This window comes from Streptomyces sp. NPDC029292, assembly GCF_055569295.1.
Genome location: NZ_JBVHXR010000010.1, coordinates 57,863 through 74,131, shown reverse-complemented (window position 1 = coordinate 74,131; position 16,269 = coordinate 57,863). Strand labels below are relative to the sequence as shown.

The following is a 16,269-nucleotide window of genomic DNA, read 5'->3' as shown; positions in this document are numbered from 1 at the left end:
CAGCCAAACATCCATGGCGCGCCCACGCTGGCGTACGAATGTATTGACTAGCTCTATTCAAGGAGCCAGGATGTGAATATCTACTGCAACAGTCCGCTAGGAGGCAGACCATGTCAGGACCCCGCCCCGTACGAGCGCCGCGCGGTACGGAACTGAGTGCCCTGGGATGGCAGCAGGAAGCCGCCCTTCGGATGCTGCAGAACAACCTGGACCCCGAGGTCGCCGAGCACCCCGACAAGCTCGTCGTCTACGGCGGCACCGGCAAGGCCGCCCGCGACTGGCGCTCCTTCGACGCCATGGTCCGCACGCTGCAGACCCTGAAGCAGGACGAGACGATGCTCGTCCAGTCCGGCCGCCCCGTCGGCGTCATGCAGACGCACGAGTGGGCCCCGCGCGTCCTCATCGCCAACTCCAACCTGGTCGGCGACTGGGCGAACTGGGAGGAGTTCCGGCGCCTGGAGGCCCTCGGCCTGACCATGTACGGCCAGATGACCGCCGGTTCCTGGATCTACATCGGCACCCAGGGCATCCTCCAGGGCACGTACGAGACCTTCTCCGCCGTCGCCGCGAAGAAGTTCAACGGCACGCTCGCGGGCACCATCACCCTGACCGCCGGTCTCGGCGGCATGGGCGGCGCCCAGCCGCTCGCCGTGACGATGAACGACGGCGTCGCGATCTGTATCGACGTGGACCCGCGCGCCATCGAGCGCCGCATCGAGCACCGCTACCTCGACGTGAAGGCCGACAACTTGCGGCACGCGCTGGAGCTGGCGGTCGAGGCGCGCGACGCCCGCAGGCCGCTCTCCATCGGCCTGCTCGGCAACGCGGCCGAGCTGCTCCCGCAGATGCTGGCCGAGGGCGCCCCCATCGACATCGTGACCGACCAGACCTCGGCCCACGACCCGCTGGCCTACCTCCCCGTCGGCGTCGACTTCGACGACATGGCCTCCTACGCGGCCAAGGACCCGGCGGGCTTCACCACCCGCGCCCGTGAGTCCATGGCCAAGCACGTCGAGGCCATGGTCGGCTTCATGGACGCCGGTGCCGAGGTCTTCGACTACGGCAACTCGATCCGCGGTGAGGCCCAGCTCGCCGGGTACGACCGCGCGTTCGCCTTCCCCGGCTTCGTCCCTGCCTACATCCGCCCCCTCTTCTGCGAGGGCAAGGGCCCCTTCCGCTGGGCGGCCCTGTCCGGCGAGGCCTCCGACATCGCCAAGACCGACAAGGCGATCCTCGACCTCTTCCCGGAGAACGAGTCCCTGCACCGCTGGATCAAGATGGCCGGCGAGCGCGTCCACTTCCAGGGCCTGCCCGCCCGTATCTGCTGGCTCGGCTACGGCGAGCGCGACAAGGCCGGCGAGCGCTTCAACGACATGGTGGCGAGCGGAGAGCTGGCGGCCCCGCTGGCCATCGGCCGCGACCACCTCGACTGCGGTTCCGTGGCTTCGCCCTACCGCGAGACCGAGGCCATGCTCGACGGCTCCGACGCCATCGCCGACTGGCCGCTTCTGAACGCCATGGTGAACGTGGCGTCGGGCGCCTCCTGGGTCTCCATCCACCACGGCGGCGGCGTCGGCATGGGCCGCTCCATCCACGCGGGTCAGGTCTCCGTCGCCGACGGCACGAAGCTCGCCGGCGAGAAGATCCGCCGGGTGCTGACGAATGACCCGGGCATGGGCGTCATCCGCCACGTGGACGCCGGGTACGACATCGCGGAGTCGGTCGCCGACGAGCGCGGCGTGCGCGTGCCGATGCGCGAGGGTGGCGAGGCGTGACCTTCCACAGCATGTGGGCGGAGCTGCTGCCGGTCGGCCGCAGCTCCGCCTCCGGCGGCTACCGCCGCTTCGCCTGGACCGGCGCCGATGCCGACTGCCGGGCGTGGTTCAAGCAGCAGACCGAGTCGCGTGGGCTGACGTACGAGCTGGACCGGAACGGGAATCAGTGGGCCTGGCTCGGGGACCCCGCCGAAGGGGACGCCGTCGTCACGGGGTCGCATCTGGACTCTGTGCCGGACGGCGGGGCGTTCGACGGGCCCCTCGGGGTTGTGTCGTCCTTCGCCGCGCTGGACGAACTGCGTGCCCGGCACGTGGAGTTCACCCGGCCCCTCGCCATCGTGAACTTCGGTGACGAGGAGGGTGCCCGGTTCGGGCTCGCCTGTGTGGGGTCGCGGCTCGCCTCGGGGCAGCTCACCGTCGAGCAGGCGCACAAGCTGACCGATGGCGACGGCGTCACGCTGCCGCAGGCCATGGAGCGGGCCGGGTACGACCCCGCCACCATCGGGCCGGACCTCGAGCGCCTCTCCCGCATCGGCGCCTTCGTCGAGCTGCATGTCGAGCAGGGCCGTGCCCTGGACCTGAGCGGTGACCAGGTCGGCATCGCCAGTGCCATCTGGCCGCACGGCCGCTGGCGCTTCGACTTCCGGGGCGAGGCCAACCACGCGGGCACGACCCGGCTGGTGGACCGCCGCGACCCGATGCTGTCGTACGCGGAGACCGTGCTGGCGGCGCGGCGCGAGGCCCAACTCGCGGGCGCAGTCGCCACCTTCGGCAAGATCTCCGTCGAGCCGAACGGCGTGAACGCGATCCCCTCCCTCGTCCGTGGCTGGCTCGACTCCCGGGCCGCCGACCAGTCGACCCTCGACACGGTCGTCACCGGTGTCGAGAAGGCGGCCCGCGAGTACGCGGAGGCGCACGGCGTCGAACTCGATGTCGTCCGCGAGTCGTTCACCCCCGTCGTCGAGTTCGAGCACGCCCTGCGTGACGAGCTCGCCCGCATCCTGGGCAAGGAGGCGGGACTCACGGTCCCCGTTCTGGGTACGGGTGCCGGACACGACGCGGGAATCCTCTCCGGCACCGTCCCGACCGCCATGCTGTTCGTACGCAACCCCACGGGTGTCTCGCACTCCCCGGCCGAGTACGCCGCCGAGGACGACTGCGTGGCCGGGGTGACCGCACTCGCCGACGTACTCGAAGGGCTGGCCTGCAGGTGACGCAGACGTACTGGCTGGAACACGCCTGGCTCGACACCCACGTCGAGCCGGGCGTGGCCCTCGACACCAAAGACGGCCGCATCACCGCCGTCCGCACGGGCGTCGACACCCCGCCCCCGGGCGCCGAGATCCTGCGCGGCCTCACCCTCCCCGGGCTCGCCAACGCCCACTCGCACGCCTTCCACCGCGCCCTGCGCGGCACCGTCCAGGTCGGCTCCGGCACCTTCTGGACCTGGCGCGAGATCATGTACTCCTTCGCGGACCGGCTGACCCCGGAGACGTACCACGCGCTCGCCCGCGCGGTGTACGCGGAGATGGCGCTCGCGGGCGTCACCGCGGTCGGCGAGTTCCACTACGTGCACCACGCCCCCGGCGGCACCTCCTACGCCGACCCGAACGTCATGGGCGAGGCCCTGATCGAGGCCGCGCGGGAGGCCGGGATCAGGATCACGCTGCTGGACACCGCGTACGTGTCCTCCGGTCTTCTGAACAAGCACAGCGGGCAGCCCCCGAACAAGCACCAGCTGCGCTTCTCCGACGGCAGCGCTGAGGCCTGGGCGGAACGCTCTTCACTTCTCAAGGACCGTGATCACGCACGGATCGGTGCTGCCATCCACTCGGTACGGGCCGTGCCCGCGGAGCAGCTGGCGACGGTGGCGCGGTGGGCCGAGGAGCGGCGGGCCCCGCTCCATGTGCATCTGTCCGAGCAGACGGCCGAGAACGACGCCTGCCGGGAGGCGCACGGCTGCACGCCCACCCAACTGCTCGCCGAACACGGTGTGCTCGGCCCGCGCACGACGGGTGTCCACAACACGCACCTCACCGACGAGGACATCGCCCTGCTGGGCGGCTCCACGACCGGTACGTGCATGTGCCCCACCACCGAGCGCGACCTCGCCGACGGCATCGGCCCCGCCGTCGCCCTCCAGCGCGCGGGCTCGCCCCTCTCCCTCGGCTCCGACAGCCACGCCGTCATCGACCTCCTCGAAGAGGCCCGCGCGATGGAGCTGAACGAGCGCCTGCGCACCCGCACCCGCGGCCACTGGACCGCGGCCGCACTCCTGCGCGCCGCCTCCGCCGACGGTCACGCGGCCCTGGGCTGGGACGACGCGGGCATCCTGGAGCCGGGCGCGCTCGCCGACTTCACGACGATCGCCCTCGACTCGGTCAGAACAGCGGGACCGCTGCCGCGCCTGGGCGCCGAGACGGCCGTATTCGCCGCGACAGCGGCCGACGTGCGTCACACGATCGTGGGCGGGCGTCATGTCGTACGCGACGGCGCGCACACCCTCGTACCGAACGTGCCGTCAGCCCTCGCGGACGCCATCGACGTCCTGCGCGCCTGACCCTCGCCCGCCGCAGCCCGAGCCCCCACGAGGACGCCATGAGCAGCACGACCAGTACGACCGGCACGACCACGCTCATCACCAACATCGCCAGCCTGGTCACCAACGACCCCTCCCTCGGATGGGGGTCCCCCCGCTCGAGCAAATTCGAGAGTGGGGGAGAGTCCCCCCTCGGTCTGATCCAGGACGCGGCCGTCGTCATCGACGGCGACCGCATCGCGTGGACCGGTGATTCAAGAAAAGCACCCGCCACTGACAATCGGGTCGACGCCGGCGGCCGGGCGGTGATCCCGGGCTTCGTCGACTCCCACTCGCACCTCGTCTTCGCGGGCGACCGCACCCAGGAGTTCAACGCCCGTATGTCGGGCCGCAGCTACACGGCGGGCGGTATCCGCACGACGGTGGCGGCGACGCGCGCCGCGACCGACGCGGAGCTGGAGGCGAACCTCACGCACTACCTCCGCGAGGCCCTCCACCAGGGCACCACGACCTTCGAGACGAAGTCGGGCTACGGCCTGACCGTCGAGGACGAGGCGCGGGCCCTGCGGATCGCCTCGGCCCACACCGACGAGGTCACCTACCTCGGCGCGCACATCGTCTCGCCGGACTACGCCGACGACCCGGCCGCGTACGTGGCCCTGGTGACCGGTGACATGCTCGACGCCTGTGCCCCGTACGCCCGTTGGGTCGACGTCTTCTGCGAGAAGGGCGCCTTCGACGGCGACCAGGCCCGCGCGATCCTCACGGCGGGCAAGGCGAAGGGCCTGCACCCCCGCGTCCACGCCAACCAGCTCTCGTACGGCCCCGGCGTCCAGCTCGCCGTCGAACTGGACGCGGCGAGCGCGGACCACTGCACGCACCTGACGGACGCGGACGTGGACGCGCTGGCGAGCGGCAACACGGTGGCGACGCTGCTCCCCGGCGCCGAGTTCTCCACCCGCGCCGAGTGGCCCAACGCCCGCCGCCTCCTGGACGCGGGCGTCACGGTCGCCCTCTCCACCGACTGCAACCCGGGCTCGTCCTTCACCTCGTCCGTCCCGTTCTGCATCGCGCTGGCGGTGCGGGACATGAGGATGACGCCCGACGAGGCGGTCTGGTCGGCGACAGCGGGCGGCGCCGCGGCCCTGCGCCGCACCGACATCGGCCGCCTCACCCCGGGCGCCTACGCCGACCTGGCCTTCCTCGACGCCCCGAGCCACGTCCACCTGGCGTACCGGCCGGGCGTGCCGCTGGTGTCGGAGGTGTGGCGGCGGGGCGTGCGCGCGGCCTGACGGGCTGATGGCCTTCTGGCCTGACGGGCTGACGGCCTGACGGGGGGGGGGGGGGGGGATTCAGCAGCTGCCCTCGTCGACCGTGGCCGTCAAGTCGTAGTCGGGAACGAAGGTGTTCGGCTGGTCGCCGGCGCCGGGGACGCTGAAGCCGCCCGTGTCCGACTCGGTCTGGGAGAGGCTCATGCAGAAGGTGGCGTCGGCGTCCTGCGCCGTGATCTCGTAGGCGCCGCCTGCCGAGTCGACGGCCTCGACGTCGACGGCGTACGCCGGTCCCATGCCCTCGCCCGCGTCGGTGACCTCCTGCTCGATGAGTGAGGAGCAGTCGTCGTGCCCGGTGCCGGCGTGCGGTTCTTCCTCGAGGGCGGAGGCCGCCTGGCCGACCGCTTGGCGGAGTTCGTCGTCAAGGGCGGGACCGTCGGGCAAAGGCCGTCCGTCAGGCCGGTCCCGCGCCCGCCCGCCACCGCTGGTCAGCGCGCCCCTGGTCCGGGGAGAGGACGAGCCCGTCGCCGTACGGGGTGACCGCGTGGTCCGGGGCGATGGCCGGGCGGATCACGCCGCTGGAGTCCACCGTGAAGCGCAGGTTCTGGCCGTTGGACCCGTAGACGGACTGGCACTCCCAGATGCCGACACCGTTGTCCGTGGAGCCGCGGCTGTCGAGGCAGAAGTCGGCGTCGGCGTACGACTGGAGGACGCCGCGGGTGGTGTCGACGCGCCACATCTGGGTGCGGGACGAGGTGCAGCGGGCCGTGATGACATCCGTGCCCAGGTCCATGACACCGTCGCGGATGTCCAGGCAGAGGCCCGAATCGGCGTTCACCACCTGGGCGTAGGTGCCGTTCGGGGGGTGGGAGGCGGTGCGCGTCGGCGACGGCTTCGGAGACGAGTGAGTCGGCGAAGGCTTCGGAGTGGGCGTGGGGGAGGGGGACTTGGTGGTGCGGGAGGGAGACGGGGACGGGGACGGCGTCAGCGAGACCGTCGCGGTCACCGTCACCGCGGGCGGCGCCTGAGGGGTGCTGACCGCGCCTGCCGTCCGCGCGGGCTCCGATCCGCCCGACGTCAGCAGAAACAGCAGCAGCGGCGCCACCGCGACACCGAGCGCGGCGGAGGCGAGGACGAAGCGCCGGGAGGGCAGCCAGGAAGGAGCCGTCCCGCCTCGGGCGGCGGACGTCTCGCGCGCGTCGCCCCCGACATACGCCGCACCGCCCCACGGCAGCAGCCCCTCCGCCAGAACGGTGCGCGGAGTGTCGCGCAGGGCGCCCAGCTCCTCGTACGCGGCGGCGCAGTGCGCGCAGTGCACCATGTGGGCCTGCAAGTCGGCGCTGTAGCGCGGGTTCTCGGGGTGCGCCGCCTCCTCGATGAGCCGGCGGAAGTCCTGGCAGCGGGGGTTGCCGGAGCGGGCGAGGCGGGCCTTGAGGCAGGCCTGGCGCAGCGTCTGGAACGCGGGCTCCTTGCCGTACGTCACGTCCTGGGGCGTGGCCCCGAGGAGCGTCGCGGTGCGGGCGTCGGGCTCCTCGTCCACGATGCCGTACCAGACGAGGCCCTGGACGCGGGCCGGGAGCGCCTGGAAGGCGTCGAGCATCGGCGGGACGGTGCCCTCGGGGCCCGCCGGGCCGAGGTGGGTGAGCAGGCCCGGATCGAGGCGGCTCCCGCGGCCGTCCGGGGACGCGGCCCAGGAGGCGGCCACCTGCCCTGCCAGGAGCAGGAGTCGGTGGCGCCAGGGCCCCGGCGGGTCGATGCCGCGCGTCGTGTCACGGGCCGCGAGGGCGAACGCCTGCGCCGTGAGCTGCCGGGCGGCGGAATCGTCCACCGTGCACAGACGGGCGTACGAGAGGACCGCCGGCCGGTGCCGCAGGCGCAGTTCGCGCAGCGCCGGATACGCGGTCGGGGTGTCGGCGCGCAGCAGATCGGTGAGCTGCGCGTCGGAGACCGTGGCGAACATGCCGCCGCCCCCGGCCCCGGTGCCCTCAGCGTCGGTCCGGCCGGCCCCAGCCATCCCCGTGCCTCCTCGCATCCCCGTGCTCTGCCCGCCGGAGCCCTGACCTACCGGCGGGTATGGGGGTGCCCATAGTGATGGAGGTGAACCTTTGGGGAAAGGGGGTTTCCGGGAGTAACCCCGCCCGATGTCAAGCTGTGATCACGTCGGCCGAGCTTCAACCGCGCCCGGTGTCCTGGCAATGGGGACACCGGGCGCAATCATCGGCCTGTGCTCACGGGGGACACCGGACGCAATCAACGGCTGACCATGCACCGGGACCCGGTCACTCCTCGACCGTCAACCCCTTCCGCAGCCGCACCAGTGTGCGCGTCAGCAGCCGGGAGACATGCATCTGGGAGATGCCGAGTTCGTCGCCGATCTCGGACTGGGTCATGTTGGCGACGAAGCGCAGCGCAAGGATTTTGCGGTCGCGCGGCGGGAGTTCGGCTATCAGGGGTTTCAAGGACTCGACGTACTCGATGCCTTCGAGCCCGTGGTCCTCGTAGCCGATGCGGTCCGCGAGCGCGCCCTCGGAGTCGTCCTCCTCGGGCTGGGCGTCCAACGAACTGGCCGTGTAGGCGTTCGAGGCGGCCATGCCTTCGACGACCTCGTCGTTGGTGATGCCCAGGCGCTCCGCCAGCTCTCCCACCGTCGGCGCGCGATCCAGCTGCTGGGCGAGTTCGTCGCCCGCCTTGGCCAGGTCGAGGCGGAGTTCCTGCAGTCTGCGGGGTACCCGCACGGACCACGAGGTGTCGCGGAAGAAGCGCTTGATCTCGCCGACGATGGTCGGCATCGCGAAGGTGGGGAACTCGACGCCGCGGCTCAGCTCGAAGCGGTCGATCGCCTTGATCAGGCCGATGGTGCCGACCTGGATGATGTCCTCCATCGGCTCACTGCGGGAGCGGAACCGAGAGGCGGCGAACTTGACGAGGGCGAGGTTGAGTTCGACCAGTGTGTTGCGCACGTACGAGTAATCGTGGGTGCCCTCTTCGAGGGACTCCAGGCGCTCGAAGAGTGTCTTGGACAGGGCCCGCGCGTCCACCGGCCCCACCTCTTCGTACGGGGGGATCTCCGGAAGTCCGGCGAGTCCGTCGATTTCCTCGAAGGGCTGCGGGCGTTCCTGAGGGGGTGCCGACGTCGCCCTCTGGGTATGCGATTCGTCGAGCCGGGGTGACATGGTGTCCTCCATCGTTCTCGGCATATGGCCGCCGATGCCAATGCGTGCACTGCGGTGTGCGGCGCCTCCAAAGCCGGTCGTGTCGAAAAGGTGTCTCTACTAGCCCTACCCGCTTTCGCAAGGTTGCCGCAAGTGCGTTTCATTGTGAAATGTCCGTTTTCGGGGGGTTGTTCGGGTGTCAGAGGTCGTAGGGAGGGCGTAGTGTTCGAGGGCATACATCAGCAGTCGGAACGCTCGGGAGAGAGACGGCATGGACCGCGGGACGGTCGGCAGCGCACAGTCGGGCCGGCTTCTTGTCGAGGTGCGGGAAGAGGGCTCGAGCGCCGTCGTGACCCCCGCGGGTGAGTTGGATCACTACACGGCCGATTTGTTGCGTGAGCCACTCGAAGACTGCCTCGAAAAGGGGTACGCCCGCCTGGTCGTCGACTGTTCACGCCTCGAGTTCTGCGACTCCACCGGACTCAATGTGCTGCTCGGCGCCCGGCTGAAGGCCGAGGCCGCGGGCGGCGGGGTCCATCTCGCCGGGATGCTGCCGGTGGTGGCCCGGGTCTTCGAGATCACCGGGGCGGAGGCCGTCTTCACGGTCCACGAGACGCTCGAAGCGGCCCTGGCCGACTAGTCTGACCAGTCCCCCCGCGTCAGAGTTATGCCTCAGTTTCCCCTGTGTGATCGGCGCGTTATCCGCGTCACATGTTCCATGCCGAATAAGTGGGTGTTCGGACGGTTCGGTCGGGCAGGAGACATCCTGAATATGTCGGCAGCGCATCTGTCGGCGGCCCAAGCGGCGCAAGCCGTTGATCCATACGTACTGAGTCTTGAATCGTGAACCGGTGAATCGGTGAATCGGTGAGGTGAAGCGCTGATGAGCACCACCCGGCCTTACTCGCCGGGCGACCGCGGCCCCGAGTCGGGCGACGGCGGCGCTTCCGGGGTGCCCGGAGGCGGGGCGCCCGGAGACGGGGCGTCCCCAGGCGGCGCGACCGTCCCCGCCGCCGGCCGTCAGGCCCGCAGGCTGAACTTCGACGGCGAGAGCGGTGTCGTGCCGCTCGCCCGCGATTTCACCCGCCAGGCGCTGTACGCGTGGGGCTGGCTGCCCGCCGAGAGCGCCGACCGGCGGGCCGCCGCCGAGGATGTCCTGCTGGTCGTCTCCGAGCTCGTCACCAACGCCTGTCTGCACGCCGAGGGCCCGGACGAGCTCTGGATCTCGTGCGACAACAAGGTGCTGCGCGTCGAGGTCTCCGACCGGGGCGCGGGCCAGCCCGCCCCGCGTACCCCGCACCGCGCCGGACGCCCCGGCGGTCATGGCATGTTCATCGTGCAGCGGCTGTGCCTGGACTGGGGAGTCGTGCGGACTTCCGGGGTCGCGGGCAAGACGGTCTGGGCGGAACTCGGAGCTCCCGCCTAGGTCCCGCTGGGGCCCGCCCAGGTCCCGCCCGGGGCTCGCCCAGGGCCCGTCTGGGGTTACCGCCGGTTCGAGCTTCACTCGAACCCCTATTCGTGCGCGCTGGATCACCACAGATCCGGCGCGCACTTTGTCTTCCCTCGACAAGGCCCCGGGCGTACCTTGACGGCCGATCTGATGTGCCGTCAGGAATGAGGGGACCGTGTCGAACCGGACGTACCAGAAACGAACCGCCGCGCTCGCGTTCGCCGCGGCCCTGGCCGGCTCGGCGGTGCTGATGGCCGCCCCCGCAGCCCAGGCCGCCGTGGTGGACGTCAACTACCAGTGCAAGACGCCGATCGGTGACAAGAGCGCCGTCTCGCCCATCGACATCAAGAGCGTCAAGAGCGGCAGCGGCTACAAGCTCACCATGTCCTGGCAGAAGGGCGTCTCGTCCAGCCCGGTGGAGCTGGGCAAGGGCGCGATGAAGCCGAGCGCCGTGATCAAGCTGGGCGGCGCGGACAGCGGCACGGTGGCGGTGAGCGGACCGGCCAACGCGGCCGCGATCCCCGCCAACACGCCCATCAAAATCAGTGACTTGAGCGGCACGTACACACCGAAGAAGACCGGCAAGGTCACCTTCACCGCGGGCGTGCTCACCATCAAGGCGCTCGGCACGACGACCACGTGCACGCCCTCGAACAACCCCAAGCCCTCGCTGACCCTCGATGTCACGGCCGCGAGCGGCGGTTCGGGGTCCAGCGGGACGCAGAGCGGCTCGGACTCCGGCGGCCAGCTCCCGCAGACCGGCCCCGAGGACTCGGCGATCGCCCTCGGCACGCTCGGCGGCACGGTGCTGCTCGCGGGCGCGGCGGGCGCGCTGTGGCTGACGCGCAGGCATCAGGCGGTACGCCACTGAGGCCTCGCACGCCCACCCGTCGCCCGACCACCACCCCTCAACGAGGCGCTGCGCGCCGCCCCTCCTGATGGGAGCCGCCGATGCCGTACGCCCCTCGTGTCCTCTGTCTGGCCGCCGCAGCTCTGCTGGGCGCCGCACCGGTGGCCGTGGCCGACGACGGCTGGTCCGTGGCGCCGTCCGCGACCGCGCCGGACGGGCGGCCGTACGTCTACGCGGAGGGCGCGCCCGGCGCGGTCCTCCAGGACACGGTGTCCGTGCTCAACCCGGGCGCGCGGCCGCTGACCGTGCGGCTGCGCGGCGCGGACGCCGACAACACCGCGGGCGGCGGTTTCACCGTACGGACGAAGTCGACGGACGCGGGCGCGTGGATCGCTTTCGCTCGGCTGGACGGTGGGCGGCGGACCCCGGTGAACGCCGTGTCCGTACGGGTCCCGGCGCACACCCGCGCCGACGTGCCGTTCACCGTGAGCGTCCCGGCGGGTGCGGCGCCCGGCGACCACCCCGGCGCGATCGTCGCGAGCGGCGGCGGGCGGTCCTCGGCGGTCCGCGTCCAGCTGCGGGTCAGCGGGCCCACGTTGTCGGCGCTCACCGTCGAGCACGTCGCCGTGCGCGGCGGGCGGATCTCGTACGAGCTGGTCAACCGCGGCACCACCGTCCTCACCCCGAAGCTCGCGGTCCACGCCGACGGCGTCTTCGGCGAGCTCCTCGACCGCGCCCCGCGCACGCTGCCCGTCGAACTCCTGCCGGGCCGCCGCGTCACGCTCAGCGAGCCGTGGCGCGACACCCCGGCGCTGGACTCGGTCGACGTGCGGCTGACGGTGACGGCGGCGGGCGGGGCGCGCGACACGGCGTCCGCGTCGGCGCGGTTCGTGCCGTGGGGTGCGGTGGCGGGGGCCGGGGGCGGTCTCGCGGCGGTCGCCGCGTATCTCCTCGTACGGCGGCACAGGCGTCGTACGCCGGACGGTGATGCGGATGAAATGCCGTGTACGGAAGTCGAGTTGACGGGAGCGGTGTCGTGAGCTTCGTTGGCGGCAAGGTGCGGATGACGGCGCTGGTGGCGGCGCTTGCGCTTGTCCTGATACCGCTGGCGGGGACGGCCTCCGTGTCCGCGGCGGAGAAACCGAGCGTGAAGCTGTCCAAGTCCCAGGCCGGGACGGGTGGTTCGGTCACCGTGACCGGCACCGGATGGCGGCCGAAGACGCTGCTGATGATGCTGATCTGCGGCCAGTCGGTGCCCTCCCGAGGGGTGATCGGTGGCACCAACTCCTGTGCCAACGCGGACGGCCGGGCCGTCACCACCGACGCGAAGGGGAACTTCAGCAAGAAGCTGCCGGTCGCCGAGCCGCCCAAGCCGTGCCCGTGCGTGGTGCACGTCGCCACGGTCATGGGGGAGAAGGCGCAGGCGGACGCCATCTTCATGGTGGCCGGGCACTCGGTCGAGCCGCTGCCGAAGGAGGAGAGCGGCGGTCGGCTCTCGGTGCTGACGGACACCCGGCTCGACGGGTCGAGCGGCCTGCTCACCTGGTTCGGCTCGCCACCCGCCCGCAAGCTCGTCTTCACCGTGGGCAACGTCGGCACCGCCCCCGTGAAGAACCCGGTCTTCCAAGTCGGCACCTCCCACGGTGTGTTCGCCCCGCAGTGGGAGGAGCAGCAGTGGCGCGGCACGATCGCGCCCGGCAGGAAGGCGCAGATCAAACTCCCGGTCGAACTGACGGCCGGGGCGCACGGCGACTACACGGTCTCACTGAAGTACGGCGGGAAGGTGCTCGCCGAGCAGCCGTGGGGCGTGGGCCGCCCCTGGGGCGTGACCCTGTTCTGGATCCTGCTCTGCGTGGTCGTACCGGCCGCGGTGTTCCGTATCGGGATGGCCGTGGTGGACCGGGTCCGGCCGCGCAGGCCGAACGGGCGCGGGGGCCGCCGGCGCGGCCTCAGGCTGCCCGAACTCACCCTCCGCATGCCGAAGTTGAGTATGTCGCCGGCCGCGCCGGTGGCACCGACGACTTCCACCGCGCCGACCCTGCCGTGGTTCACGCCGGACAGCGATCCGGGGACCGCGGCGAACGGTCAGCTCTCCGCACCGCAAGAGAACAGTCCGACGACCCCGACCAGGAAGGGAAACACGTGAGCAAGCAACGGAGAGTGGTACCGCCAGGGGGACGGAGAGCGAGCGCGGCCGGGGTCGCGCTGATGCTCGGCGGCGCGGGCATCCTGCTGGGTGTGGCCGCGGTCCCGGCGCAGGCCGCCGAGGTGTCGTACAAGACGGAGTGCATTCCGCCCTCGATCTCCGGTCTGCCCCCGGTCGAGGGCACGACGCAGGTGGAGATCACCGCGCCCGCCGAGGCGAAGGTGGGTGACGAGGTCACCATCACCTGGAAGTTCGTCCAGGCGGCGTCCAAGAACCCCGACGTCATCGACCTGGAGAAGGACACGGTCAAGCCGACCGGCACGCTGAAAGCGGGCGGCGCGCAGACCGCCGACATCGCGATGGAGGGGCCGCGGTCGAACCCCGCGATCCCCAAGAACAGCGCCATGAAGCTGTCCGACATGACGGGCAAGCTGAAACTGACGGCGGCCGGCGATGTGACGCTGACGCCGGACGCGTACAACATCAACGTCAGCAAGCCGGTGTCGACCGACACGAAGTGCTCCCCGAAGGAGACGGTGAAGTCGGCGGCGACGATCAAGGTGACGGGGAGCGGGGGAAGTTCGGGCGGCACGACGGGAGGCCTCCCCACGGTGACGCCGACCCTGCCCACCGGCCTGCCGACGAGCTTGCCCACGGGCCTTCCGACGGGCCTGCCGACCCTGCCGACGGGCTCGGCCTCACCCTCGGCCAGCGCGAGTGAGACCGGCGGAACCGGCGGCAGCGACACGGGCGGCTCGACGGGTGGTGACAGCGGCGGCCAGAGCGACTTCACGGGCAAGGAAGTCTCCATCCCCTACGCGTGCAAGACACCCATCGGAGACAAGAACGCCACGTCGCCCGTCCAGATCAACGCCAAGAAGAACGGCGGGAGTTTCGACCTCACGGTCCAGTTCAAGAAGTCCGTGATGGACAGCCCGGCCGACATCCCCGCGGACTCCGTCAAGCCGTCGATGGAGGTCGTCCTGGGCGGCTCCGACAAGGGCACCGTCCATGTCGAGGGCCCGACCAACGCCAAGGAGATCAAGTCCGGCGACCCGATCGAGATCCCTGACCTCACGGGCACGTACAAGCCGGGCGCGAGCGGCAGCTCGACCCTCTCCCCGGGCGTCCTGACGGTGCAGGCCCTGGGCACGACGACGACCTGCACGCCGACGAAGACGGAGGTCTCCCTGACCCTGGACACCACGCAGCAGGCGAGCGGCGCCTCGGGAGGCGACTCCTCGGGCACGTCGTCCAGCGGCGGCCTCGCGGAGACGGGCTCCGACAGCCACGGCTCCCTGAAGGCACTGGGGCTGGTCGCGGGGACGGTCATCCTGCTCGGCGGAGCGGTCTTCACCTTCATGCCGCACCGCAGGCTGCGTTGATCCCCCACGCCGCCACACGAAGAGGGCCACGAGGAGTACGGCCACGCTGAACAGCGTGAGGACCCCGCTCGGGAACGCGTCATCGAGCGGGGTCCGCCGGGCACCGGCCCACACCTGACAGCAGAAAAGAACAGGGCCGCCGTATCCCAGCGGATACGGCGGCCCTGTCAGGCGTCAGGCCTCAGGCGTACGTCAGTGGACGTCGCCCATCAGCTGCTTGACCTTCTTGCGGTACATCCACACCGCGACACCGGCGATGACGGCGAGGGTGGCTTCCAGGGCGACGATGCCCGTCTTGTTGAGGTCGACCTCGGCGATGGAGAGGAGGCCGGTCGTGGCGTCACCGGCGGTGACGGCCAGGAACCAGACACCCATCATCTGGGAGGCGTACTTCGCGGGCGCCATCTTCGTGGTGACGGAGAGGCCGACCGGGGAGAGCGTCAGCTCACCGACGGTCTGCACGAAGTAGATCGCGACCAGCCACATCGCGGCGGCCTTGTGGCCGTCCTGGGCGATCGTCAGCGGGGCCAGGAAGAGGAAGAACGACGCGCCGATCAGGATCAGACCCGACGCGAACTTCGTGGCCGTGCTCGGCTCCTTGCCGCGCTTGTTCAGCGCCAGCCACGCCCAGGCGAAGGCCGGGGCGAGCGCCATGATCATGACCGGGTTGACGGACTGGTACCAGGAGACCGGGAACTCCCAGCCGAAGATGGTGTTCTCGGCGGACGAGTCGGCGAAGATCGACATCGTCGAGCCGCCCTGGTCGTAGATCATCCAGAAGACGGCCGCGGCGACGAAGAACCAGATGTACGCGGACATCTTCGACTGATCGGCGCGGTTCAGGTCCTTGTCCCGCTTGATGCGGCCGATGACCATGATCGGGATGATCAGGCCGGCGAGGGTGATCGGGACCAGCAGCCAGTTCAGCGTGTAGTGACCCGAGAAGCCGACGATCGAGTAGAAGACCACGGCAACGGCGGCCCACAGCGCGGACTTGCGCAGCGTGGCGGCCTTCTCCTCGGCCGACAGAGGCGTGGGGACCTCGTGCGAGCGGGCGCTGAGGTGGCGGCCGCCGAGCAGGTACTGGGCGAGGCCGAGCGCCATGCCGAGCGCGGCGAGCGCGAAGCCCAGGTGCCAGTTCACGTTCTCACCGACGGTGCCGATGATCAGCGGAGCGGCGAAGGCACCGAGGTTGATGCCGATGTAGAAGAGCGTGAAGCCACCGTCACGGCGCGGGTCGTCCGGGCCGTCGTAGAGGTGGCCGACCATCGTGGAGATGTTGGCCTTCAGCAGACCGGAACCGATCGCGACGAGGCCGAGGCCCGCGTAGAAGGTGCCGGCCGACGGCAGGGCCAGGGTGAGGTGGCCCAGCATGATGATGATGCCCGCGACGGCGACCGTCTTACGGGGGCCGAGAACACGGTCGGCGAACCAGCCGCCCGGCAGGGCGAGGAGGTACACCAGCGACAGGTACACCGAGTAGATCGCGGTCGCGGAGGCCGCGCTCATGTGCAGGCCGCCCGGTGCCACCAGGTACAGCGGGAGCAGTGCCTTCATGCCGTAGTAGGAGAAACGCTCCCACATCTCGGTCATGAAGAGGGTGGCCAGCCCGCGGGGGTGGCCGAAGAAGGTCTTCTCGGAACCGGAGGTACCCGGAGGGGCCGGGGGAACCGAGTCCTTCGTCAGGCTGGACGCCATGGT

Annotated in this window: 14 protein-coding genes; 10 read left to right on the top strand and 4 right to left on the bottom strand. The window is 70.8% G+C overall.

Going from position 1 to position 16,269, the window contains the following annotated elements; translation table 11 throughout:
- Positions 1 to 110 precede the first annotated feature (110 nt).
- Genes hutU through hutI form a run of 4 tightly spaced genes read left to right on the top strand, consistent with a single transcriptional unit; the run spans position 111 to position 5,606 of the window.
- Complete coding sequence (gene hutU / locus ACZ4WS_RS22400; protein ID WP_467982880.1) at positions 111 to 1,775, top strand: urocanate hydratase; 1,665 nt, start codon at positions 111 to 113, stop codon at positions 1,773 to 1,775.
- On the top strand, positions 1,772 to 2,989 hold the full coding sequence (locus ACZ4WS_RS22395; protein ID WP_467982879.1) for an allantoate amidohydrolase: 1,218 nt from the start codon (positions 1,772 to 1,774) through the stop codon (positions 2,987 to 2,989). The genes hutU and ACZ4WS_RS22395 overlap by 4 nt, the downstream gene beginning before the upstream one ends.
- On the top strand, positions 2,980 to 4,335 hold the full coding sequence (locus ACZ4WS_RS22390) for a formimidoylglutamate deiminase (RefSeq protein WP_467983183.1): 1,356 nt from the start codon (positions 2,980 to 2,982) through the stop codon (positions 4,333 to 4,335). Before ACZ4WS_RS22395 ends, ACZ4WS_RS22390 begins: the two co-directional genes overlap by 10 nt.
- Positions 4,336 to 4,373: 38 nt before the next feature.
- Positions 4,374 to 5,606, top strand: coding sequence for an imidazolonepropionase (hutI, locus tag ACZ4WS_RS22385; protein WP_467982878.1), 1,233 nt, complete (start codon positions 4,374 to 4,376; stop codon positions 5,604 to 5,606).
- A 60-nt stretch (positions 5,607 to 5,666) separates the two neighbouring features.
- On the opposite strand, the gene ACZ4WS_RS22380 is transcribed toward hutI, so the two are convergent.
- The 3 genes from ACZ4WS_RS22380 to ACZ4WS_RS22370 form a co-directional block, all read right to left on the bottom strand.
- Entirely contained in the window at positions 5,667 to 6,029 is a 363-nt protein-coding gene (locus ACZ4WS_RS22380) for a hypothetical protein (RefSeq protein ID WP_467982876.1), read from the bottom strand.
- Between the two features lie 10 nt (positions 6,030 to 6,039).
- Positions 6,040 to 7,599 carry a ricin-type beta-trefoil lectin domain protein gene (locus ACZ4WS_RS22375; protein ID WP_467982875.1) on the bottom strand — a complete coding sequence of 520 codons (1,560 nt, stop codon included), beginning with the start codon at positions 7,597 to 7,599 and terminating at the stop codon, positions 6,040 to 6,042.
- A 265-nt stretch (positions 7,600 to 7,864) separates the two neighbouring features.
- Positions 7,865 to 8,758, bottom strand: a complete 894-nt coding sequence (locus ACZ4WS_RS22370) for an RNA polymerase sigma factor SigF (RefSeq protein WP_467983182.1) — start codon at positions 8,756 to 8,758, stop codon at positions 7,865 to 7,867.
- Between the two features lie 250 nt (positions 8,759 to 9,008).
- On the opposite strand from ACZ4WS_RS22370, the gene ACZ4WS_RS22365 reads away from it, so the two are divergent.
- From ACZ4WS_RS22365 to ACZ4WS_RS22340, 6 genes are all read left to right on the top strand, one after another.
- Positions 9,009 to 9,377: an STAS domain-containing protein gene (locus ACZ4WS_RS22365; RefSeq protein ID WP_467982873.1), complete on the top strand. Its 369-nt coding sequence runs from the start codon at positions 9,009 to 9,011 to the stop codon at positions 9,375 to 9,377.
- A gap of 243 nt (positions 9,378 to 9,620) precedes the next feature.
- A complete protein-coding gene (locus ACZ4WS_RS22360; RefSeq protein WP_467982871.1) occupies positions 9,621 to 10,163 on the top strand; it encodes an ATP-binding protein in 543 nt (180 codons plus the stop codon).
- Positions 10,164 to 10,362: 199 nt separating this feature from the next.
- The gene (locus ACZ4WS_RS22355; RefSeq protein ID WP_467982870.1) at positions 10,363 to 11,058 is read left to right on the top strand and encodes an LPXTG cell wall anchor domain-containing protein; all 696 of its coding nucleotides are present in this window, start codon (positions 10,363 to 10,365) and stop codon (positions 11,056 to 11,058) included.
- A gap of 80 nt (positions 11,059 to 11,138) precedes the next feature.
- A complete protein-coding gene (locus ACZ4WS_RS22350) occupies positions 11,139 to 12,077 on the top strand; it encodes a COG1470 family protein (RefSeq protein ID WP_467982868.1) in 939 nt (312 codons plus the stop codon).
- A 23-nt stretch (positions 12,078 to 12,100) separates the two neighbouring features.
- Entirely contained in the window at positions 12,101 to 13,183 is a 1,083-nt protein-coding gene (locus ACZ4WS_RS22345) for a hypothetical protein (protein ID WP_467983181.1), read from the top strand.
- Positions 13,180 to 14,568, top strand: coding sequence for a hypothetical protein (locus ACZ4WS_RS22340; RefSeq protein ID WP_467982866.1), 1,389 nt, complete (start codon positions 13,180 to 13,182; stop codon positions 14,566 to 14,568). The genes ACZ4WS_RS22345 and ACZ4WS_RS22340 overlap by 4 nt, the downstream gene beginning before the upstream one ends.
- 192 nt (positions 14,569 to 14,760) lie before the next feature.
- Here ACZ4WS_RS22340 and ACZ4WS_RS22335 read toward each other — a convergent pair whose 3' ends face one another.
- Positions 14,761 to 16,266, bottom strand: coding sequence for an oligopeptide:H+ symporter (locus ACZ4WS_RS22335; RefSeq protein WP_467982865.1), 1,506 nt, complete (start codon positions 16,264 to 16,266; stop codon positions 14,761 to 14,763).
- Between the last annotated feature and the right edge of the window lie 3 nt (positions 16,267 to 16,269).